17 protein-coding genes and 2 pseudogenes are annotated in these 16,284 nt (G+C 69.8%); 7 read left to right on the top strand and 12 right to left on the bottom strand.

Annotated elements, in window-relative coordinates; translation table 11 throughout:
- Positions 1 to 207: 207 nt before the first annotated feature.
- Positions 208 to 849: pseudogene (locus tag AC08OJ_RS12120) on the top strand (cyclase family protein); the annotation flags it as partial.
- Here AC08OJ_RS12120 and AC08OJ_RS12115 read toward each other — a convergent pair.
- From AC08OJ_RS12115 to AC08OJ_RS12085, 7 genes are all read right to left on the bottom strand, one after another.
- The gene (locus AC08OJ_RS12115) at positions 817 to 1,041 is read right to left on the bottom strand and encodes a hypothetical protein (RefSeq protein WP_476592902.1); all 225 of its coding nucleotides are present in this window, start codon (positions 1,039 to 1,041) and stop codon (positions 817 to 819) included. The pseudogene AC08OJ_RS12120 and the gene AC08OJ_RS12115 sit on opposite strands and share 33 nt — an antisense overlap.
- A gap of 77 nt (positions 1,042 to 1,118) precedes the next feature.
- Positions 1,119 to 2,423 carry a hypothetical protein gene (locus AC08OJ_RS12110; protein WP_476592900.1) on the bottom strand — a complete coding sequence of 435 codons (1,305 nt, stop codon included), beginning with the start codon at positions 2,421 to 2,423 and terminating at the stop codon, positions 1,119 to 1,121.
- A gap of 611 nt (positions 2,424 to 3,034) precedes the next feature.
- Positions 3,035 to 3,667: a GNAT family N-acetyltransferase gene (locus AC08OJ_RS12105; protein ID WP_476592899.1), complete on the bottom strand. Its 633-nt coding sequence runs from the start codon at positions 3,665 to 3,667 to the stop codon at positions 3,035 to 3,037.
- A gap of 9 nt (positions 3,668 to 3,676) precedes the next feature.
- Positions 3,677 to 4,312 carry a MogA/MoaB family molybdenum cofactor biosynthesis protein gene (locus AC08OJ_RS12100; RefSeq protein WP_476595769.1) on the bottom strand — a complete coding sequence of 212 codons (636 nt, stop codon included), beginning with the start codon at positions 4,310 to 4,312 and terminating at the stop codon, positions 3,677 to 3,679.
- Positions 4,309 to 4,812 (bottom strand): cyclic pyranopterin monophosphate synthase MoaC, encoded by a 504-nt coding sequence (gene moaC, locus AC08OJ_RS12095; protein WP_476595768.1) that lies wholly within the window; start codon positions 4,810 to 4,812, stop codon positions 4,309 to 4,311. The genes AC08OJ_RS12100 and moaC overlap by 4 nt, the downstream gene beginning before the upstream one ends.
- Positions 4,809 to 6,188, bottom strand: coding sequence for a molybdotransferase-like divisome protein Glp (glp, locus tag AC08OJ_RS12090; protein ID WP_476592898.1), 1,380 nt, complete (start codon positions 6,186 to 6,188; stop codon positions 4,809 to 4,811). The genes moaC and glp overlap by 4 nt, the downstream gene beginning before the upstream one ends.
- A gap of 336 nt (positions 6,189 to 6,524) precedes the next feature.
- A complete protein-coding gene (locus AC08OJ_RS12085) occupies positions 6,525 to 7,502 on the bottom strand; it encodes a UTP--glucose-1-phosphate uridylyltransferase (RefSeq protein ID WP_476595767.1) in 978 nt (325 codons plus the stop codon).
- Positions 7,503 to 7,844: 342 nt separating this feature from the next.
- Here AC08OJ_RS12085 and AC08OJ_RS12080 point away from each other — a divergent pair, with 342 nt between their 5' ends.
- Positions 7,845 to 8,633: a 5-formyltetrahydrofolate cyclo-ligase gene (locus tag AC08OJ_RS12080; RefSeq protein WP_476592896.1), complete on the top strand. Its 789-nt coding sequence runs from the start codon at positions 7,845 to 7,847 to the stop codon at positions 8,631 to 8,633.
- Positions 8,582 to 8,770, top strand: a pseudogene (locus tag AC08OJ_RS12075) (FmdB family zinc ribbon protein); the annotation flags it as partial. The gene AC08OJ_RS12080 and the pseudogene AC08OJ_RS12075, both read left to right, overlap by 52 nt.
- 62 nt (positions 8,771 to 8,832) lie before the next feature.
- On the opposite strand, the gene AC08OJ_RS12070 reads toward AC08OJ_RS12075, so the two are convergent.
- Both AC08OJ_RS12070 and AC08OJ_RS12065 read right to left on the bottom strand, forming a co-directional pair.
- Positions 8,833 to 9,042, bottom strand: coding sequence for a hypothetical protein (locus tag AC08OJ_RS12070; protein WP_476592895.1), 210 nt, complete (start codon positions 9,040 to 9,042; stop codon positions 8,833 to 8,835).
- 374 nt (positions 9,043 to 9,416) lie between these two features.
- Positions 9,417 to 9,647, bottom strand: coding sequence for a hypothetical protein (locus AC08OJ_RS12065; protein ID WP_173645797.1), 231 nt, complete (start codon positions 9,645 to 9,647; stop codon positions 9,417 to 9,419).
- Between the two features lie 85 nt (positions 9,648 to 9,732).
- Between AC08OJ_RS12065 and AC08OJ_RS12060 the strand changes: the two genes are divergently transcribed.
- From AC08OJ_RS12060 to AC08OJ_RS12045, 4 genes are all read left to right on the top strand, one after another.
- On the top strand, positions 9,733 to 10,029 hold the full coding sequence (locus AC08OJ_RS12060; RefSeq protein WP_476592894.1) for a hypothetical protein: 297 nt from the start codon (positions 9,733 to 9,735) through the stop codon (positions 10,027 to 10,029).
- Between the two features lie 269 nt (positions 10,030 to 10,298).
- A complete protein-coding gene (locus AC08OJ_RS12055; protein WP_476592893.1) occupies positions 10,299 to 10,442 on the top strand; it encodes a hypothetical protein in 144 nt (47 codons plus the stop codon).
- A 391-nt stretch (positions 10,443 to 10,833) separates the two neighbouring features.
- Entirely contained in the window at positions 10,834 to 11,115 is a 282-nt protein-coding gene (locus tag AC08OJ_RS12050) for a metal-sensitive transcriptional regulator (RefSeq protein ID WP_462187547.1), read from the top strand.
- A gap of 256 nt (positions 11,116 to 11,371) precedes the next feature.
- Entirely contained in the window at positions 11,372 to 12,001 is a 630-nt protein-coding gene (locus tag AC08OJ_RS12045; protein ID WP_476595766.1) for an alpha-ketoglutarate-dependent dioxygenase AlkB, read from the top strand.
- A gap of 9 nt (positions 12,002 to 12,010) precedes the next feature.
- Here the strand turns inward: AC08OJ_RS12045 and AC08OJ_RS12040 are convergent, their stop codons facing one another.
- The 3 genes from AC08OJ_RS12040 to AC08OJ_RS12030 form a co-directional block, all read right to left on the bottom strand.
- Positions 12,011 to 14,614 carry a WD40 repeat domain-containing serine/threonine protein kinase gene (locus AC08OJ_RS12040; protein WP_476595765.1) on the bottom strand — a complete coding sequence of 868 codons (2,604 nt, stop codon included), beginning with the start codon at positions 14,612 to 14,614 and terminating at the stop codon, positions 12,011 to 12,013.
- A gap of 303 nt (positions 14,615 to 14,917) precedes the next feature.
- Positions 14,918 to 15,556, bottom strand: coding sequence for a response regulator (locus tag AC08OJ_RS12035; protein ID WP_476592890.1), 639 nt, complete (start codon positions 15,554 to 15,556; stop codon positions 14,918 to 14,920).
- Between the two features lie 135 nt (positions 15,557 to 15,691).
- Positions 15,692 to 16,284, bottom strand: a 593-nt coding sequence (locus tag AC08OJ_RS12030; protein ID WP_476595764.1) for a response regulator, incomplete at its 5' end; no start/stop codon positions are given.

Here is a 16,284-nt window from a genome sequence, read left to right as displayed (position 1 = left end):
AACGTCGATCTTCAGGTCGACGTTCCGCGGCGCCCAGTCCGGCACCACCGAGCCGTAGGTCCACCCGGCGTCGTCACCTCCAGCCACGACTCCCCCTATCTCTGACAGCGCCCATACACAGACACACTGATTATTCCTCCCAGACTCTCCCATGACCCCGTAATGGCGGCATCGGATGGGGTCGAGGAGTGACGTCCTCGGGGAGTGATGCGTCCTAGGATGCGGGGCATGCCTGGAGTGGAGTCCACGGACGTGCTGTACGAAGAGCGACGATCTAGCGACTCGCCGGACTCGCCGGACTCGCCGGACTCGCCGGACTCGCCGGAGCGAATTTTGGGGACCCGAGCACGGTTTGCAGCCCCTGGACCGTTCCTTGCTCCCCAGAACTCGGCCGCCCCCGGGCTCCGGGGGCGGACACTGGACGGAGATCATCGTCTCGTGAGCACCGAGCTGATCGATCTGTCGGTACCTATCGTGACCGGCATGCCCGTCTACCCGGGGGATCCCGAGGTCGACGTGTCACCGGCACTGACCGCGGCCGAGTCCGGCGTCAACGTGCAGCGCCTGCACCTGGGATCACAGACGGGCACGCATGTCGACGCCCCCTTCCACACCGACGACTCGCTGCCCAGGCTCGACGAGGTTCCGCTACAACGTTTCACCGGACCCGCGGTTCTGCTGGATGCACGGGGCTACGGCCCACAGGCAACGATCGGCCCGGAGGTGCTGTCGGGCCCATTTACCCGCCCGTTTCCCCACGATGTCGTCGTCCTCATCGTCACAGGATGGTCCGTCCACTGGGGCCGCGACGGGTACCTACGACATCCCTATCTCGCGCCGGACACCGCGCGGGCCCTCGTCGACGCGGGTGTCCGGACGGTCGGTATCGATGCGCTCAGCGTTGATCGGACACCCGGACCGGGGCAGGATGTCAGTCTCGCGGCCCACCGGATTCTGGGTGGGGCCGGTGCCGTCATCGTAGAGAACCTGACCAGTCTCGATCGACTTCTCACCGCCCGGGCGAACGGGCAGCCCATCCACATCGCCCTGTTCCCGATTCCGCTCGCCGGAGCCGACGGTGCCCCGGTCCGGGCAGTCGCAAGCGTCGGCCCCGCGGATCAGCTCCCCACCGCGTGCCGTCGCAGCAGCGGGTCGAGTTCGCCGGACGTGTCCCCCACGACGTTCCCGCCCGCCGGTGACGCATCGGCCGTCGGCCCGGCCGGCGTCGCCGTACCCGAGGGCATGATCCCGGCGGGAGCCACCAGCCCACCGTGCGTCCCCGGGGGATTGACCTGCACCCGGCCGGGGCGTGAGGTGGTCGAGCGCGTGCCCACGCGGGGCGCGGGCCGGATGGCCGGCCGGGCCGAGGCCACGTCCCCACCGGCAACGCCGTCAACGCCGGTCTCGCCGTAGCCCGTCTCGGGGTACCCGGCGAACCGGGCGAGATCGTCCCCTTCCGCGTCCTCGTCCAGCCCCGGCTGGCCGGCCACCAGAGCGCCGAGGTCGATCGTCTCGGCGCCGGCGATCGCGAGCTCCTCGTCGGTGAGCTCCTCCACCGGCTGCTGACCAACCTGCTCCGCCAGGGGGTCCGGTCCCGGCTGGCGCTGCCGGTAGGCGAAGGAGGACCCGATCGGGGGCCGCCGACGCCGGGCGGCCCGCTCGGCCTCGATCCGCCGGTCTACCGCCGCACGCGCGGCGGCCAGCCGCCACGCGGTCTGCGCCGACCGGCGAAGATGAACGAGGTACGCGCCGAGTACGGCATCGACGAGGAACTGCCCAGCGATCCACAGCCCGCCGAGAATGGCGGCCAGCACGATGCTCACCGGAAGCAGGACGAGCAGGACGAGCAGGCGCTGCCGACGCACCCGCATCAGGGCGGCACCCTCGGCGTCCGCCCGGCGCTCGGGACCGCGCGGAGGAACATCCGCCCGCGGGTCGTCGGGGTGCGCACCCGACCACTGTGGGCGGTTGGGGCGTCCGTCCTCCGAGCCCCCGCCCTCCGGATCCTCGCCAGCAGACCCGCCGCCGGATAGCAGCGCGCCACCGGTCGAAGCGTCCTCGATGATCGGCATGCCGGACGCGATGGGCATCCCGGGGACGACCGGCTGCCCGCCGGGGGCTCCGGCCTCCCGGGACGGCCCGGCGGACACCGAATCCCCGAGCTCCGCGAGGTCGACCGGTCCATCGAATTCCGCGTGCGACATTCCCGTTCCTCCCACGGTGAAGACGCCGTCATGATCGCCGCCGAAACGATCGATGACGGCATCGCCCCGGCCGGGTAGCCGTCGGGAGAGCACCCGCCTCGCAACCGTGAAACGCTCGGTGGACCGCTGCTGCGCCGTCGTGTCGTGACGGCGCAGCCACATCGGGATCAGCACGAATCCCCAGACCGCGACGATCGCCACCCAGATCAACGCGCTCATCGGACCACACCTGCACGACCCTGGTCGATCCCATCATCGACCATCATGATCCCGCCCGCCCCTATACTCCCACCCGATCCTGTGGTTACATTGTCAATTTCGCGAGATCTGTGGTCTCCGTGGTGTTCACCGCTCCCGGAGAGAGGGAACACCACGGGAAACGTGTCCCACCCACCACCCACCGGACACACACCATCCGCGGCGAGCGCGGCGGGCGCGGGCGCTCTGACCATGAGGAGCCTCTTCTCGACACCAACGATTGCGATTTCGTAGTCGACGCTAGTGAGCGAAATCCACGTGGTCACCGACCCGGAGCCCGCGTGTCGCATCCGCAACTGGATGGGTGATGGTGGATGTGTGGTCGTCAAAACGCACCGCGGACCCCCCCCCAGGACCGCATCTGACCTATGGAAGCCCTTGTAGAGAGCATCGACATCCGGTCAGGACCTTCGCTTTGTCACCGGATTGAGATCCGGAACGACGGGCGGTGACGAGAAGGGACTACGTCCGGTAACCGACACCGTCCCGGTGCCGGAGTGGAACGTGTCACGCGAGCCGTGGATCCAGGCATCGTTCTCGGGCGCGGCACCGTCGGGCGGCGCGGCGGCCGCTCAGGGCCGGCTGTACCGGGTCTCCCGCCAGCGGTGCACCAGGCCCTCGGGGACGTCCTCGGTCGTCAGCGCGAATCCGATGTGGTCGCGGTAGCGGCCGTCGATGGCGAGGAAGTGCCGGTGCAGCCCTTCCTCGCGGAAGCCGAGCTTCGCGAGCACCCGCCGGCTCGCGGCGTTCTCCGGGCGCACATTCGCTTCCACCCGGTGCAGCCCGACCGGCCCGAAACAGTGGTCAACGACGAGCGCGAGCGCGGTCGGCGTGATGCCTCGACCGGCGTACTCGCTGTCGATCCAATAGCCGACCTGAGCGCTGTTGAACGCCCCGCGCACGATCGTGGACACGGTCACCTGACCGACGAGCCGCCCCTCGAAGGTGACCGCGAACGGCAACGTGGCGCCGAGCCGGGCCTGCTGGCGCAGGCGGTGCCACATCTGACGGTAGATCGAGAGGGTCTGGCGCTGCTCCCAGGTCTCGCGGACCATCATCACTCCGGGTGGGGTCGCCTCCCACGGCGCCAGCCAGTCGGCGTTGCGCAGCCGCACCTCGACCCACGTGGAGGCGTCACGCAGACGAAGCGGCCGCGCCTGGACCCGTCCGTCGGTCAGGACTGCCGGCCAACCCGGAGCTCCCACCGTCGCGCCCTATCCGGCGTCGGCAGCATCGGCAGCATCGGCAGCGGCTGCGACTGCGGCTGCGGCTGGGGCAGCGCCAGGGGCTGTGGCGGGGGCGGCTGCGGCGGCTGCGGCGAGGCCCGCGGACCCCGCGGCCGGGTGCCCGTGGTCGTCGGCCCCGCGCAGCTGGGCGACGGCATGACCCACCACCCCGGCCAGCACGCCCAGCCCGTCGCGTACCCCACCGGTCGAGCCGGGAAGGTTCACCACCAGGGTGGCGGCGACGGTTCCGACGAGCCCGCGGGAGAGCACCGCCGCCGGCACGGTCTCCCGACCCGCCGCGCGCAGCGCCTCGGCAAGTCCGGGCACGGCCCGCTCGATCACCTCGCGCGTCGCCTCGGGGGTGACGTCGCGGGGACCGAGGCCGGTGCCACCGGTGCTCACCACCAGGTCCACGCCGTCGGCGACGGCGGACCGCAGCGCCACGACGATCTCATCCCGCTCGTCCGGGACGATCGTCGCCGCGCCCACCTCGAAACCGAGTTCGACGAGCCCGGCGACGAGCAACGGGCCCGACCGGTCGGCATAGATCCCTCGGTACGCTCGGTCGGAGACGGTGATGACCCGGGCCCGGGCACCCGCGGGAAGGTGGCGCATGCCACTCATTCCGCGGACCCCGCGCCCGGCGGGGGGGCGGCAGGCCAGTCTCCGGAGCGTCCCCCGGTCTTCGCGATCACTCGCACCCCGGTCAGCTCCGCGGCGGGATCCACCGCCTTGACCATGTCGTGCAGCGTGAGCCCGGCGACGGCGACGGCGGTCAGCGCCTCCATCTCGACGCCGGTCCGGTCCGCCGTCCGGACGGTGGCCGTGATCGCCACACCGTCGTCCCGTACGTCCAGCTCGACCGTGACGCCGGAGATCGCGATGGAATGGCAGAGCGGAACGAGATCAGGCGTACGCTTGGCCCCCATGATCCCCGCGACCCGGGCGACTGCGAGGGCGTCGCCCTTCGGTACCCCCTGCCCGCGCAGCAGCGCCACGACCTCGGGAATGACCCGCAGCATCCCGGTGGCGGTCGCGGTACGGACAGTGACGTCCTTCGCCGACACGTCGACCATGCGGGCCGCGCCGCGGTCGTCAACGTGAGTGAGCCGGGCTGCGGTCACCAGGGCACCGATCCGGCGGCCCGGGCCGCGGCCGCGTCCCCCCGGCAGGCTTCAGCCCGCGAGCCGAGGTCCGGGGCAGCCAGGTCCGGGGCATCGACGTCCGCAGTGTCCGCAACCGCCCAGGCCATGCCGGAGAGAATGGCCCTCAATCCGTCCGGGAGCAACAACGCCGGCAGCCGGCTGCCCGCCGACACCTCGGTAACCTCCTCAGGAATAATCAGCAACGCCTGCGCTCCCGCTAGCGAGGTGAGCTGATGTGACCCCTGCCCGCCGGCCAGCTGGGCGACGGTGGCGGGTTCCAGGCACCCGCCGCCCCCGCTCCGCTCCAGCCCCACCCGCAGGAAGGACCTCTTCCCGAGAGGGGAACGCAGGTCGGATCCGACGGTCACGACGATCCTCGGGAGCCCGGTGCCGGCGAGACCGCGCATCCGTTGCAGGGCCGGGCGGACGAACAGCTCGAACGAGACGAGGGCGCTGACCGGGTTCCCCGGCAACGTGAAGACCGGCACACCGTCGACCAGGCCGAAACCCTGCGGCTTGCCCGGCTGCATCGCGACCCGGTCGAACCGGACGGTCCCGGTCCGCGCGAGCACCTCCTTGACGACGTCGTACGCCCCGACGCTGACGCCACCGGTCGTCACCACGGCATCCACGTCGGGAAGCACCCCGTGCAGGGCTGCGGCGAAGGCGTCCGGCTCGTCGGGCACCCCGGCCAGGCGGCGTACCACTGCGCCGGCCTCCCGTGCCGCGGCGGCGATGCCATGGCTGTTCGAGTCGACGATCTGCCCGGCGCCCAGCGGTGTACCGACCTCGACGAGCTCGGTCCCGGTGGACAGCACCGCCACCCGCGGCCGGGGATGCACCGGCGGGCGGGCCACGTTGACCGCGGCGAGCAGGCTGATCTGCGCGGAGCCGATGATCGTCCCGGCGGGGAGCACCAGGGCGCCCGGGGCGACGTCCTCCCCCGTCCGGCGGATGTGCAGGCCACGGCGCGGCGCCCGCTGGACCGCGACGGTTTGGCAGCCACCGTCGGTCCACTCGAGCTGGACGACCGTATCCGCTCCCGGGGGCAGCGGGGCCCCGGTCATGATGCGTACCGCGGCGCCGGGGACCAGCGCGGCCGGCGAACCCGGACCCGCGGGGACGTCGCCGATGACCGGCAGGGAGACGGGAGTGGCCGCCGACGCCTCGGCCACGTCGGCGGCCCGGACGGCGTACCCGTCCATGGCCGAGTTGTCGAACCCGGGAAGCGCGACCGTCGCCCGGACGTCCGCGGCGAGCACGCATCCGTGCGCCTCGTCCAGCCTGGCCTGCCGAGCGCGGGTCGGCCGCACCGTCGCCAGGATCCGCTCGAGGTGTTCATCCACCGAAGTCATGGACGCCCGTCCATTTCTCTGCCCTTCGATGCACCACCCGTCGCGCGCCGGGTCCGGCATCACCCAGGCTACGGCCGTCGAAGCCCGGGCACCTCTTACCCGCAGTTACCTTCGGGTACCTCCAGCGGTCGGGACGGGGCGCATCCGCTCCGGGCCTCCCGGTCCGAACGGCGTGCCGCGACCGCCGGGCGCTGGCCGGTTCCAGAAGCGTTCCGGTCCTTGCCGGAGTCGTCACCGGAGTCGTCGCCGGAGCCGTCACGGCCTACCCGAAGAGAAGCCAGCACATCCCGAGACCCTCAAGCGATGAAGCGGATAAATTTGAAAAATATGGATAAATTAGGACAATGCTGCCTTCGGGCCGCCGGACGCGACATACTCCTCGATCCACGGGTACAGCTCGGGGCCAAGGTCGGCGCGCTCGCACGCGAGCCGGATGACGGCCTTCAGGTAGTCCACCCGGTCGCCGGTGTCGTACCGCCGACCCGTGAAGACCACCCCGTGCACGGGCTCAGCGGCAGTGTCGGTGTCGGTGCCCCCCGCGGCACCGGCCGGTTCGGCCGCCCGTAGCGCCAGGATCCGCAGGGCGTCGGTGAGCTGGATCTCCCCGCCCCGTCCCGGCTCGGTCCGCCGCAGGACATCGAAGATCGTCGGCGAGAGGATGTACCGCCCGATGATCGCCAGATTACTCGGAGCCTGCGCGACCGGTGGCTTCTCGACCAGGTCACGGATCCGCACGATCCCGTACCGGTCGTCGGCACCGGTGCCGGTACCAGTGCCAGTGCCGATGGACTCCACCGTGACGACGCCGTAGAGGGAGACCTGATCCTCGGGCACCTCCATCAGTGCGATGACGCTGCCCCCGAAGCGGCGCTGCACGGCAAGCATCTCCTCGAGCAGCAGGTCCCGCTCGTCGATGAGATCGTCACCGAGGAGGACGGCGAACGGCTCGTTCCCCACGTGCGCCGCCGCGCAGAGCACGGCATGACCGAGCCCACGCGGCGACTGCTGGCGGACCGAGTGGACCTCGGCCAGTTCCGCCGACGCCCGGACCCGACGGAGACGAAGATCGTCGCCCTTCCGTTCGAGGGCCGCCTCGATGTCCGCCTCACGATCGAAATGATCCTCGATCGCCTTTTTCGTGCGGCTTGTGACAAGCAGGACATCACGCAGACCGGCGCGGGACGCCTCCTCGACGACGTATTCGATAGCCGGCCTGTCGACGACCGGCAGCATCTCCTTGGGGACGGCCTTCGTCGCCGGCAGGAAGCGGGTCCCCAGACCCGCGGCTGGAATTACCGCCTTCGTTACTGGCATAGCCGAAACCTTAGTCGGGTCCGTGAACACGGGCACCGCCCACGGCCCCGGCACAGGCAATGCACAGCTCACGGCGGCCGCCGGTCCCGCCCGCCGCTCGCCCGGACGTGCGCCGCGGGTCCGAGAACGAGCCCGCGGCATCTCGTGCCACCCGATCCACCACCGACAACACCCCTACCAGTAACTGGCAACACCTCTACCAACCAACAATATCACTACTGGTTAGTATAAATGCCACAATTTGTAACCTGAGAACCCTCCATCCAACATCACGCCCACGTTCACGTGTCGTATGCCGCGGCAACCCGCCCGCTGGCGGCCAACCTGCGGGAGGCTGTCAGTGTGCAGTGGAATGACCGGCCTCCGGGTGATCTCAACGAAGAGCTCACCGTCGAACTGACGATCCGTCCGCATCCCGGACCGGTGTCCGAACTCGGGAGTCGGCCAGCAGACCCGGGGCGTGCCCGCCCCCGTCACGGCGGTGTCGACCGAACCCCCGGCGGCTGCCCCGAGGCCGGCGAGGCCAAGGCTCGCCTGCGGGCCCGGCTGCTGATACAGCGCCGCGCATCCATGGCCCTGCGTCGGGGCTCGCTGTCCAGGTCGGATGCGTCCCGACTGGCCAACCGCATCCAGCGGCTGCGCGAGGTGGAGGCCGCGCGGTGCGTGGCGGCGTATGTGGGGCTGCCCGGCGAGCCGGACACCGCCGAGCTGCTTGATCGACTGCTGGCTCGCGGGGTGCGGGTGCTGTTGCCCGCCCTGCGCGCCGATCTCGATCTGGACTTCCGGGAGCACGTCGGAACACTGGTGCCCGGCGCGCTGGGTACCCGCGAACCACCGGCGGCGGCACCCCGCGGGGTTCTCGCCGAGGCCGACGTGGTGATCATCCCGGCGCTCGCGGTCGACCGGGCGGGCCGGCGTCTGGGGCACGGTGGGGGCTCCTATGACCGGATGCTGGCCCGGGTGGGCGCCGACGTTCCGGTGATCGCCGTCCTGCACGACCAAGAGGTTCTGGATGAGGTCCCCACGGAGTCCCACGATCACAACGTAAAGATCATTATCACGCCGAGTCGTACGCTACGGTGCGAACCAACCGACGGCACCGGGGAACATCTCGGGCCCTCTACAAGCTAAAGTTGGCAGTCTCCACGTCAGAGTGCCAACTCCGGGAGGAGCACGTGCCTACCTACCAGTACCGCTGCACCGACTGCGGGCGTGACCTTGAGGTCGTACAGAGCTTCAGCGACGTATCACTGACGGAGTGCCCAGCCTGCGCCGGGCGACTTCGTAAAGTGTTCGGTTCGGTGGGCGTGGTGTTCAAGGGCGGCGGCTTCTACAAGAACGACAGCCGGTCCAACTCCTCCGGCGGGTCCGCGCAGCACCGTCCCAAGGACATCGGTGACGCCACGGCCACGAGCAACGGCAGCGAGGCGGCATCCGGAGGGAGCACCAACAGCTCCGCCAGCTCGGACTCGTCGTCCTCGACCTCGTCGGGCGGCACCGCCACGGCCTCCTCGACGACGTCGACTCCGGCCTCCAGCACCGCGGCGGCCTGACCAGCCGCTGGATCCGCCCAAGGCGTCCGGGCGTCTCGGCCTGGACGCCTTGGGCATGCCCGGGCACGGAGTACCCAGCTCCTCCCCGCCGCGGCTCACCCACCGACCCCCGGATGCGGTGACCGGGAGATGCCGGAGAGGTTTTCCAGATCTTGCGTCACACCATGGCCTTGGAAGCCATCTCTTCATGCCCGGCTACAGCCAGCTCAGAGTTCGGACTTACTCATCTAACGGAAGCCCTTCCGCCCCACTGGCGGCGATTTCTGGCCGCCCTGGACCGGCCACGCCACCGGACGGCCCGGAGCCCTGGTGCCGGCCAGATCTGACCTGATGCGGTGACCTCGGCCGATGGCCGGGACGCCTACTGTTTGCGCCGCCGATAGTGCTCCACGATCCAGGCGTCTACCTCTCGCTTGCGCCAAACCCGGGTGCCTTTGGCACCGCTACCCATCGGCGCGTTGATGACCTGCAAGGGCGCCGGAAACCGGGAGTCCTTGCGTGTCCAGTAGTCCACCGCCTGGCGAGTGATCTTGAGTTGGAACGCGATGTCCCCGATGCCGACCAACTGCTCACCGTCGTCCACGCGGAACATCGTAACCACTTTGCTCTTCCTCAAGAACCTCGCTAGGGTCTAATTTGCTGATCAGCAAATAGGCAAATAGACGGAGGAGGAAACCATGCCCCCCACCCCTCGCCGCCTGGATGAGGTCCGGGCCCTGTTAGACCGGGACGAGGACTACGACGAAGATCCGGTCGGCGATCCACCGATCACGGTGAGCCGCTACCGGGCGTCGATACGGGCGGTTCTGGCCGCCCGGGTGCCGGAGCCCGGGATACTTGCTTCTGCCTGGTCCCAGCGGGAGACGGATGCCTTCCTGGCGGGAAGTCGAGCGACCCTGCGCCTAGTCGTCGAGATAATCGGGCACGCCTTGGCGGCGGCACCCAGTCGAGACGGCAGCGGCGGCGTAGATTGACCGGCGGCGAGCGGGCGGCCGAGCGGCCGGGTGGCCGCCCGCTCGGGTAGCATGCCGGCGGCCATCGGGAGTAATAAGCGCACTCCGGGCAGCCCGCCGAACGACGGCCGGCCCTAACCCGTACCCGGCCGGAGTCCGATCCGGCATCCAATCCTGCAAACGATTCACCCGACGCACTGTCGGGATCGCGACACCAGACCGCGACACCAGACCGTATCCCGCGCCGGAACCTCGGTTGCGAACAATCTGCGCCACACGAGGGGAAGATCATGGGCGCTACAGAGCCGCGCGACGACGAGCTGTTCGACGACGAACGCGAGATCGGTTGGGGTGACGAGTCATTGTCCGAGGAAGAGGACCCGGCCATCGAACGGCTCCTCGCCGATCTTCCACCGCACCACGTCGACCGCTGATCCGGCGGCGAACCCACTCGTCACCACCAACCCCCGCCACCAGGGCGAGAAAGTGCACCACTCGGCACTTTCCAGGCGCAATTATGAGGCGCCGGGTGCGGTTTGCCCGGAACGATCCGTGCCGGGTACCCGTCCAGCGGGGCGGCATCTGCGCAGTTAGGCAGGACGTGGACAGGCAACCCGAACCTGTCCTGGAGGACCCGCGCCACTGATACCGCACGGGCGGAGAATTCTCACCCACGGTGATGATCGTGGGACCTGTCACCGCCGGGAGGAGCATCGGTTCGAATTCCAGTCAGCGGTTGGCGCCACGATCTCACCGAATCCCGATCCGACGACCGGCACCGGCCCGGGTACCGTAGGGGGGTACCCGGACGGGAAGGCGCGATGGATGCACGGCTACACCAACACCAAGGACGATTACACCGCTCGGCTTCGCCGCATCGAAGGCCAGGTCCGGGGGCTACAGCGCATGATTGCCGAGGACAAGTACTGTATCGACATCCTCACCCAGGTCTCGGCGGCGACCCGGGCGTTGCAGTCGGTCGCCCTCGGGCTCCTCGAGGACCATCTGGCGCACTGCGTGACGCACGCCGCCGCCGAGGGCGGTCCGGTGGCCGACGAGAAGATCCGGGAGGCGTCGGCCGCGATCGCGCGGCTCGTTCGGTCCTGACCACGGCGGTTCCGGTGAAGGCGGTTCCGGTAAGACGACGGACATCGCTCTCGAGGTTCGTCGAGGTCCCGGGGTCGGGTGCTGCGCCGGTCATCCTCGCCTGTTCACCGTCACGGAATATGCCTCCTGGATCTCGCAGGTTACGCCAGATGCCGGCCCCGGACCGGGCCGCGTCGGCCGGGTAGCGTCGGCCGGGTGACGAGCGAGACCGACGGCACCGCGGTGCCCGCCGACGGTGCGGTCGACCGCACCGTCGGTGCAACGGATCTGGCTGGACGACCGGTCCTGGGCCGACGTCACGCGCGGATGGCTACGCGGCGCCGACCAGCTATACGAGACCCTGCATGCCGAGATCCCCTGGCGACAGGGAACCATGTGGCGTTACGAACGCCACGTCACCGAACCACGGATGAGCGCCTGGATCCCGCGGGGTCAGCCGGTCGCCTTTCCCGCCCTGCTCGACGCCTACCGGACCCTGCGGCGGACCTACGGCGTGGAGTTCGACGGCTTTGGCCTGTCGCTGTACCGGGACGGAGCCGACGGCGTCGCCTTCCACCGGGACCGCGAGATGCGCTGGCTCGACGACACGGTGATCGCCATCCTCACCCTCGGTGCCCGGCGACCGTTCCTGATCAAGTCCCGCCACCTGCCGCCCGGCCGACGGATCCTCGACGACCCGGAGGCATCCGGCGCTCGCGACCTCTCCCCGGCCGGCGGTGATCTGATCGTGCTGGGAGGTCGGGCCCAGGCCGACTGGCTGCACGCGGTGCCCAGGGTCCGGGAGCACGTCGCCGGACGCATCTCGGTCCAGTGGCGATGGACGTCCCGGACGGGCCGCCCGGAACAGGGCCCCGGTTACGGCGCCGCGCGCCACTTCTCGCGATAGCCGGCCGGGTCAGTCACAGGGCGGGTCGTAGCGCCGGTGACCGAGGTAGGTCCGCCACTGCTCCCGATTGATGCGGCCCTCGGCCCTGGCACAGATCTCGTCCTCGGCCGCGAGCAGGTCGAGCTGCCAGAGACGGACGGCGTCACCGGCCACGCCGGCGAGGACGCCCTCATGTCCCAGAGGTCCGAAGACCGTCGCCGTCGGCGCGGTGCCGACCGGCAGGGTGGCCCGCTGCACCGGCCGGGACGGTGAGCGCATGTCCCAGAGGGTCACCTGACCGGCCGGGGTACTGACAGCGAGGACCCGCCCGTCGGCGGAGAGCGCGATCGAACCGGCCTGGCCCGGTCGGCTCGCGATGGCGGTGAGGCGGTGCAGTCCCCGGGGGCTGTCCAGCCCATAGATCTCCGTCAACGAGCCGCCGTCGGAGGTACTCGCCACAGCGAGCCACCGGCCGTCCGGGCTGGCGAGGAGCTTGCGGACAGTGGCGGCCGCGGTCAGGTGGGCCCGGCGGCGCGGTTGCCCGGCAGCGGTCACATCCCAGACGGAGAGATGGCCTGCCCCCCCGACGGCGAGCGAGTCGCCGTCGGGCGTGAAGGCGAGGCTGGTGACCTCCGCCGGCTGGGGCAGTTCGGCGAGGGCGCGAGGATTCTGCGGGTGGCTGATGTCCCAGAGACGGACGACGCGATCGGCACCCGCCGAGGCCAGGGTCCGGCCATCCGCGCTCACCGCGACGCTCGCCACCGTACCCGTGTGTCCCCGCAACTCGGCGAGCAGACTCACTCGCTGACCGATTTTGATCGCCGACTGAAGGTCACCGTCGTCCGTGAGCCCGGGCTGGGCCAGCCGCCATAACCGGATCACCCGGTCCGTCCCCGCCGTCACCATGGTCGTGGACGCCCGCACCCCCATGGCTGGACCGGATGCGGGTACCAGCGCGACGGCGAGCAGGCCCTTCACCATTGCCGCCAGGGCGATCCCGGCCGCGAGGGGGCTGCGATCTCCCGTGGCTGCGGCCACCGCGGGCAGGTCGGTAACGTGACGCACCCGGCCAGGACCGATGATGCTCCACACCGACCCGCCGAAGTCACCGATGATAATTAGATATCGACCATCCGGGGTGATCAGCAGATCGCGGATCGCTCCCGTCGCCGGCCCGATCTGCCGGACGCTCGCATTGACCAGCGCCTCCGCCGCGGCCGAGGTCGGAGCCGTGCGGTAGGCCGAGACGGCGAGTTGACCGGCGAGATCCGGTTCCCGGTCGAGAAGGCGCATCGCGCCACGGGCCGCCTCGCGCGACGTGGCCGCCGCGCTGCGCTCCCGCAGCGTATCGACGATCACAACGGTCGGGAGGACGAGCACCGAGGCCGCCACGCCAATCGAGAGCACGCGTCGGAGCCACCCGCGGTCCAGGTGATCCCGCGGTGACGATGATGACGATAAGGCGGAGACGTTCCCGGTTTTCTCCTGGACGTGGCTTGCGCGCGCGCTCGCGGCCGCGGTGGGCTGTGGGGCAGGCGCACCGGCCACGGAGGCCGACGGACCGGGAGACGACGGACGCATCCGCGGCTCTGCTCCGGTACGGACGGCGCTGAGGGCGACCGCGGCGGCCGGCGGGACGGCCGTGATCTCCGCGGCCGGCCCGGCCCCACGTACCGCCCTGGTCTCGAGCACGGCCTCGGTCTCAGTCGCGGCCTCGAGCACGATCTCGAGGCCGTGTATGGCACCGATGGCAGGGGCAGCGAGGTCGCTCGTGCCTACGACCTCCGGTTTCGACTCGGACTCGGCCGCCCGCCTCGTCTGCACCGGGACCGGCGTCTCGATGACACCCGCCGGCAGGGCGAGACGCCGGGTGGGCTCGACCGCAGGCTCCGCCTCGCTGCTTCGTGTCGGATGGGCCACCAGCTGTTCGAGCAGTTCGGCCGCGGCCGGCCGGCGCTTCGGGTCCTTGCGCATCGCCGCCGCGACCAGCTCGCGCAGCTCCGGACTGAACACGGACAGGTCGGGTTCCGCGTAGACGGCCCGCTGCAGCAGGACCCGGGGCGTTCCGGCACCGAATGGCGGCTGGCCGGTCACGGCGAATAACAGCACGCTGCCCCAGGTAAAGACATCCGATGCGACGGTGGCGGTCTGTCCGAGAACCTGTTCGGGCGTTATGAACGCAAGTGTGCCGATACCGGACGGCGGTCCGCCCGGATTATTCATGCTTACCGCATTCATCGCTCGGAAGAGCCCGAAGTCAATCAGCCGCAGCCTCCGCTCGGAAAGAACCACATTGATAGGCTTCAGATCGCCGAGGAAAATTTCCGATTCGTGCAGTGCGGCCAGAGCCGTCGCCAGCCCGACGGCGAGCCGGTGGGTGTCCGGTCCGGACAACGCTCCGCCGTCGGCGACGGTTGCGGCGAGAGTCGGGGCGTCGATGAACTCCGCGACGACGTAGGGGGGGCGAGCGCCCGTGTCGAGGTCGAGGATGGCGGCGAGGCAGGACGGCGCCAACCGGCGGATGTTGTCGAGGTCGACGCGCAGGCGCCGACGGAACTCTGTGTCCCGCCCGAAGGGCGCGGTGATCGTCTTGACGAGGACCGGACGCGCCTCGCCGTTACGTGCAAGAAACACCGGTCCTGTCCTGGCGTCGACTAGCTTCCGTTCAACTGTATACGGACCGATAGTCTGGAGATCAGTCCCAGTGAGCCCAGGGAGGTTGCGCCGGGATATCGCCATATGACGAAACCTCCTACGACTACACAAACCGGCCGTGCCGGCACGGCGGCGGATCTGGTCGACAAATTCATGTTATCGGCGCGGGCCATGGGCCGGGCGCCCCCTTGTAGTGGTCGAGCAGCCGCACCCACGCCATCCCGCATAATGCTGGCGGGAGGCCGGCGCCCGCCGGCGGGCGCCGGCCGGCGCCGTGGACGATCAGGCGTTCGTCGGCCGAGCGAAGGGCTGCAACCGAGCGACGAGTCCGCGGACCTCGGCCCCGGCCGCCGCGAGGGTCTCCTCGGCGGAGCTGCGGCCGCTGCCCTCCAACAGGACGTCCAACGCAATCAGCCGCTCCGCGATCTCCGTCATCAAATCAAAGTCGCGAACACGCTGGTGGACCAGCTCGGCCAGCCGCTCGTTCTTCTCGAACAGCTCGACGAAGACGCTGACCTTGGCCCGGAGCAACCAGGGGTCGAAAGGCTTCGCGATGTAGTCGACCGCGCCGACAGCGTAGCCGCGGAACGCGTGGTGCGGCTCGCGGTCGATCGCCGTCAGAAAGATGATCGGAGTGTCTCGGGTACGCCCCCGTTGCTTGATCCGGTGCGCTGTCTCGAAACCGTCCATCCCCGGCATCTGGACGTCCAGCAGGATCACCGCGAAGTCGTCCACCAGAAGACGCTTGAGAGCTTCCTCACCCGACGACGCCGTGACGAGATCCTGATCCAGCGAGGCGAGAATCGCCTCCAAGGCCATCAGGTTGTCCGCTCGATCGTCGACCAGCAGGATCTTGCTGCGGGGCCGTTCCGTGCTCGGCCCACCTTCGCCGTCGACGGAACCGCTGGTCCGCTCGGTCACCCGCCTGCCTCCTCCTTCGCGATCGCCCTACCGACCCGTGGTGGGCGTCGCCACCCCTCCACGATCACTGATCGCTCCCGACGGCATCTCACCGCCCCACCGATAGCCACCCGATGCGCACCATACGCGATCTGATCAATACAGATACGACCGCATCACCCCGAGGAGATGGTCCAGATCCACGGGCTTGGTGATGTAGTCGGTGGCCCCGGCGGTGATGCTCTTCTCCCGGTCTCCCGGCATGGCCTTGGCAGTCAGCACCAAGATCGGAAGATCCGCGAACGCCAGCATGTCACGGATCATCGAGGTCGTTTCATTGCCGTCCATGCCCGGCAACATCACATCCATCAGCACGAGGTGCACGGGCGGGGTGTCCTGCTGCAGCATACGGATCGCATCATGACCGTTGTCGGCGTAGAGGACCCGCATGCCGTACATCTCCAGCGCACTGGTGAGCGCGAAGACGTTGCGGACGTCGTCGTCGACGACCAGCACCGTGGCATCGACCAGGGGATCGGATCCTTCCGATCCCTCGGTCAGCGGGCGGCTGGCGGACTCGGTGGACTCGGTGGACTCGGTGAGGAACGGAGTCCCCACCGTGACGGGCTCGCTCGGCCGCCAGCGCGAGGTGAAGGCCGCCGAGCCCTCCGCCGGCCCGCCGGCCGCGGCGGACCAGTGGGCGCTGCCGATTCCACCCGTGCCCCCGTGCCCGGCGGTTCCCCCCGCGC

This window comes from Frankia sp. CgKIO3, from assembly GCF_977946435.1.
The sequence above is the reverse complement of the archived record's forward strand: the minus strand, read 5'-3'. Positions and strand labels throughout refer to the sequence as shown.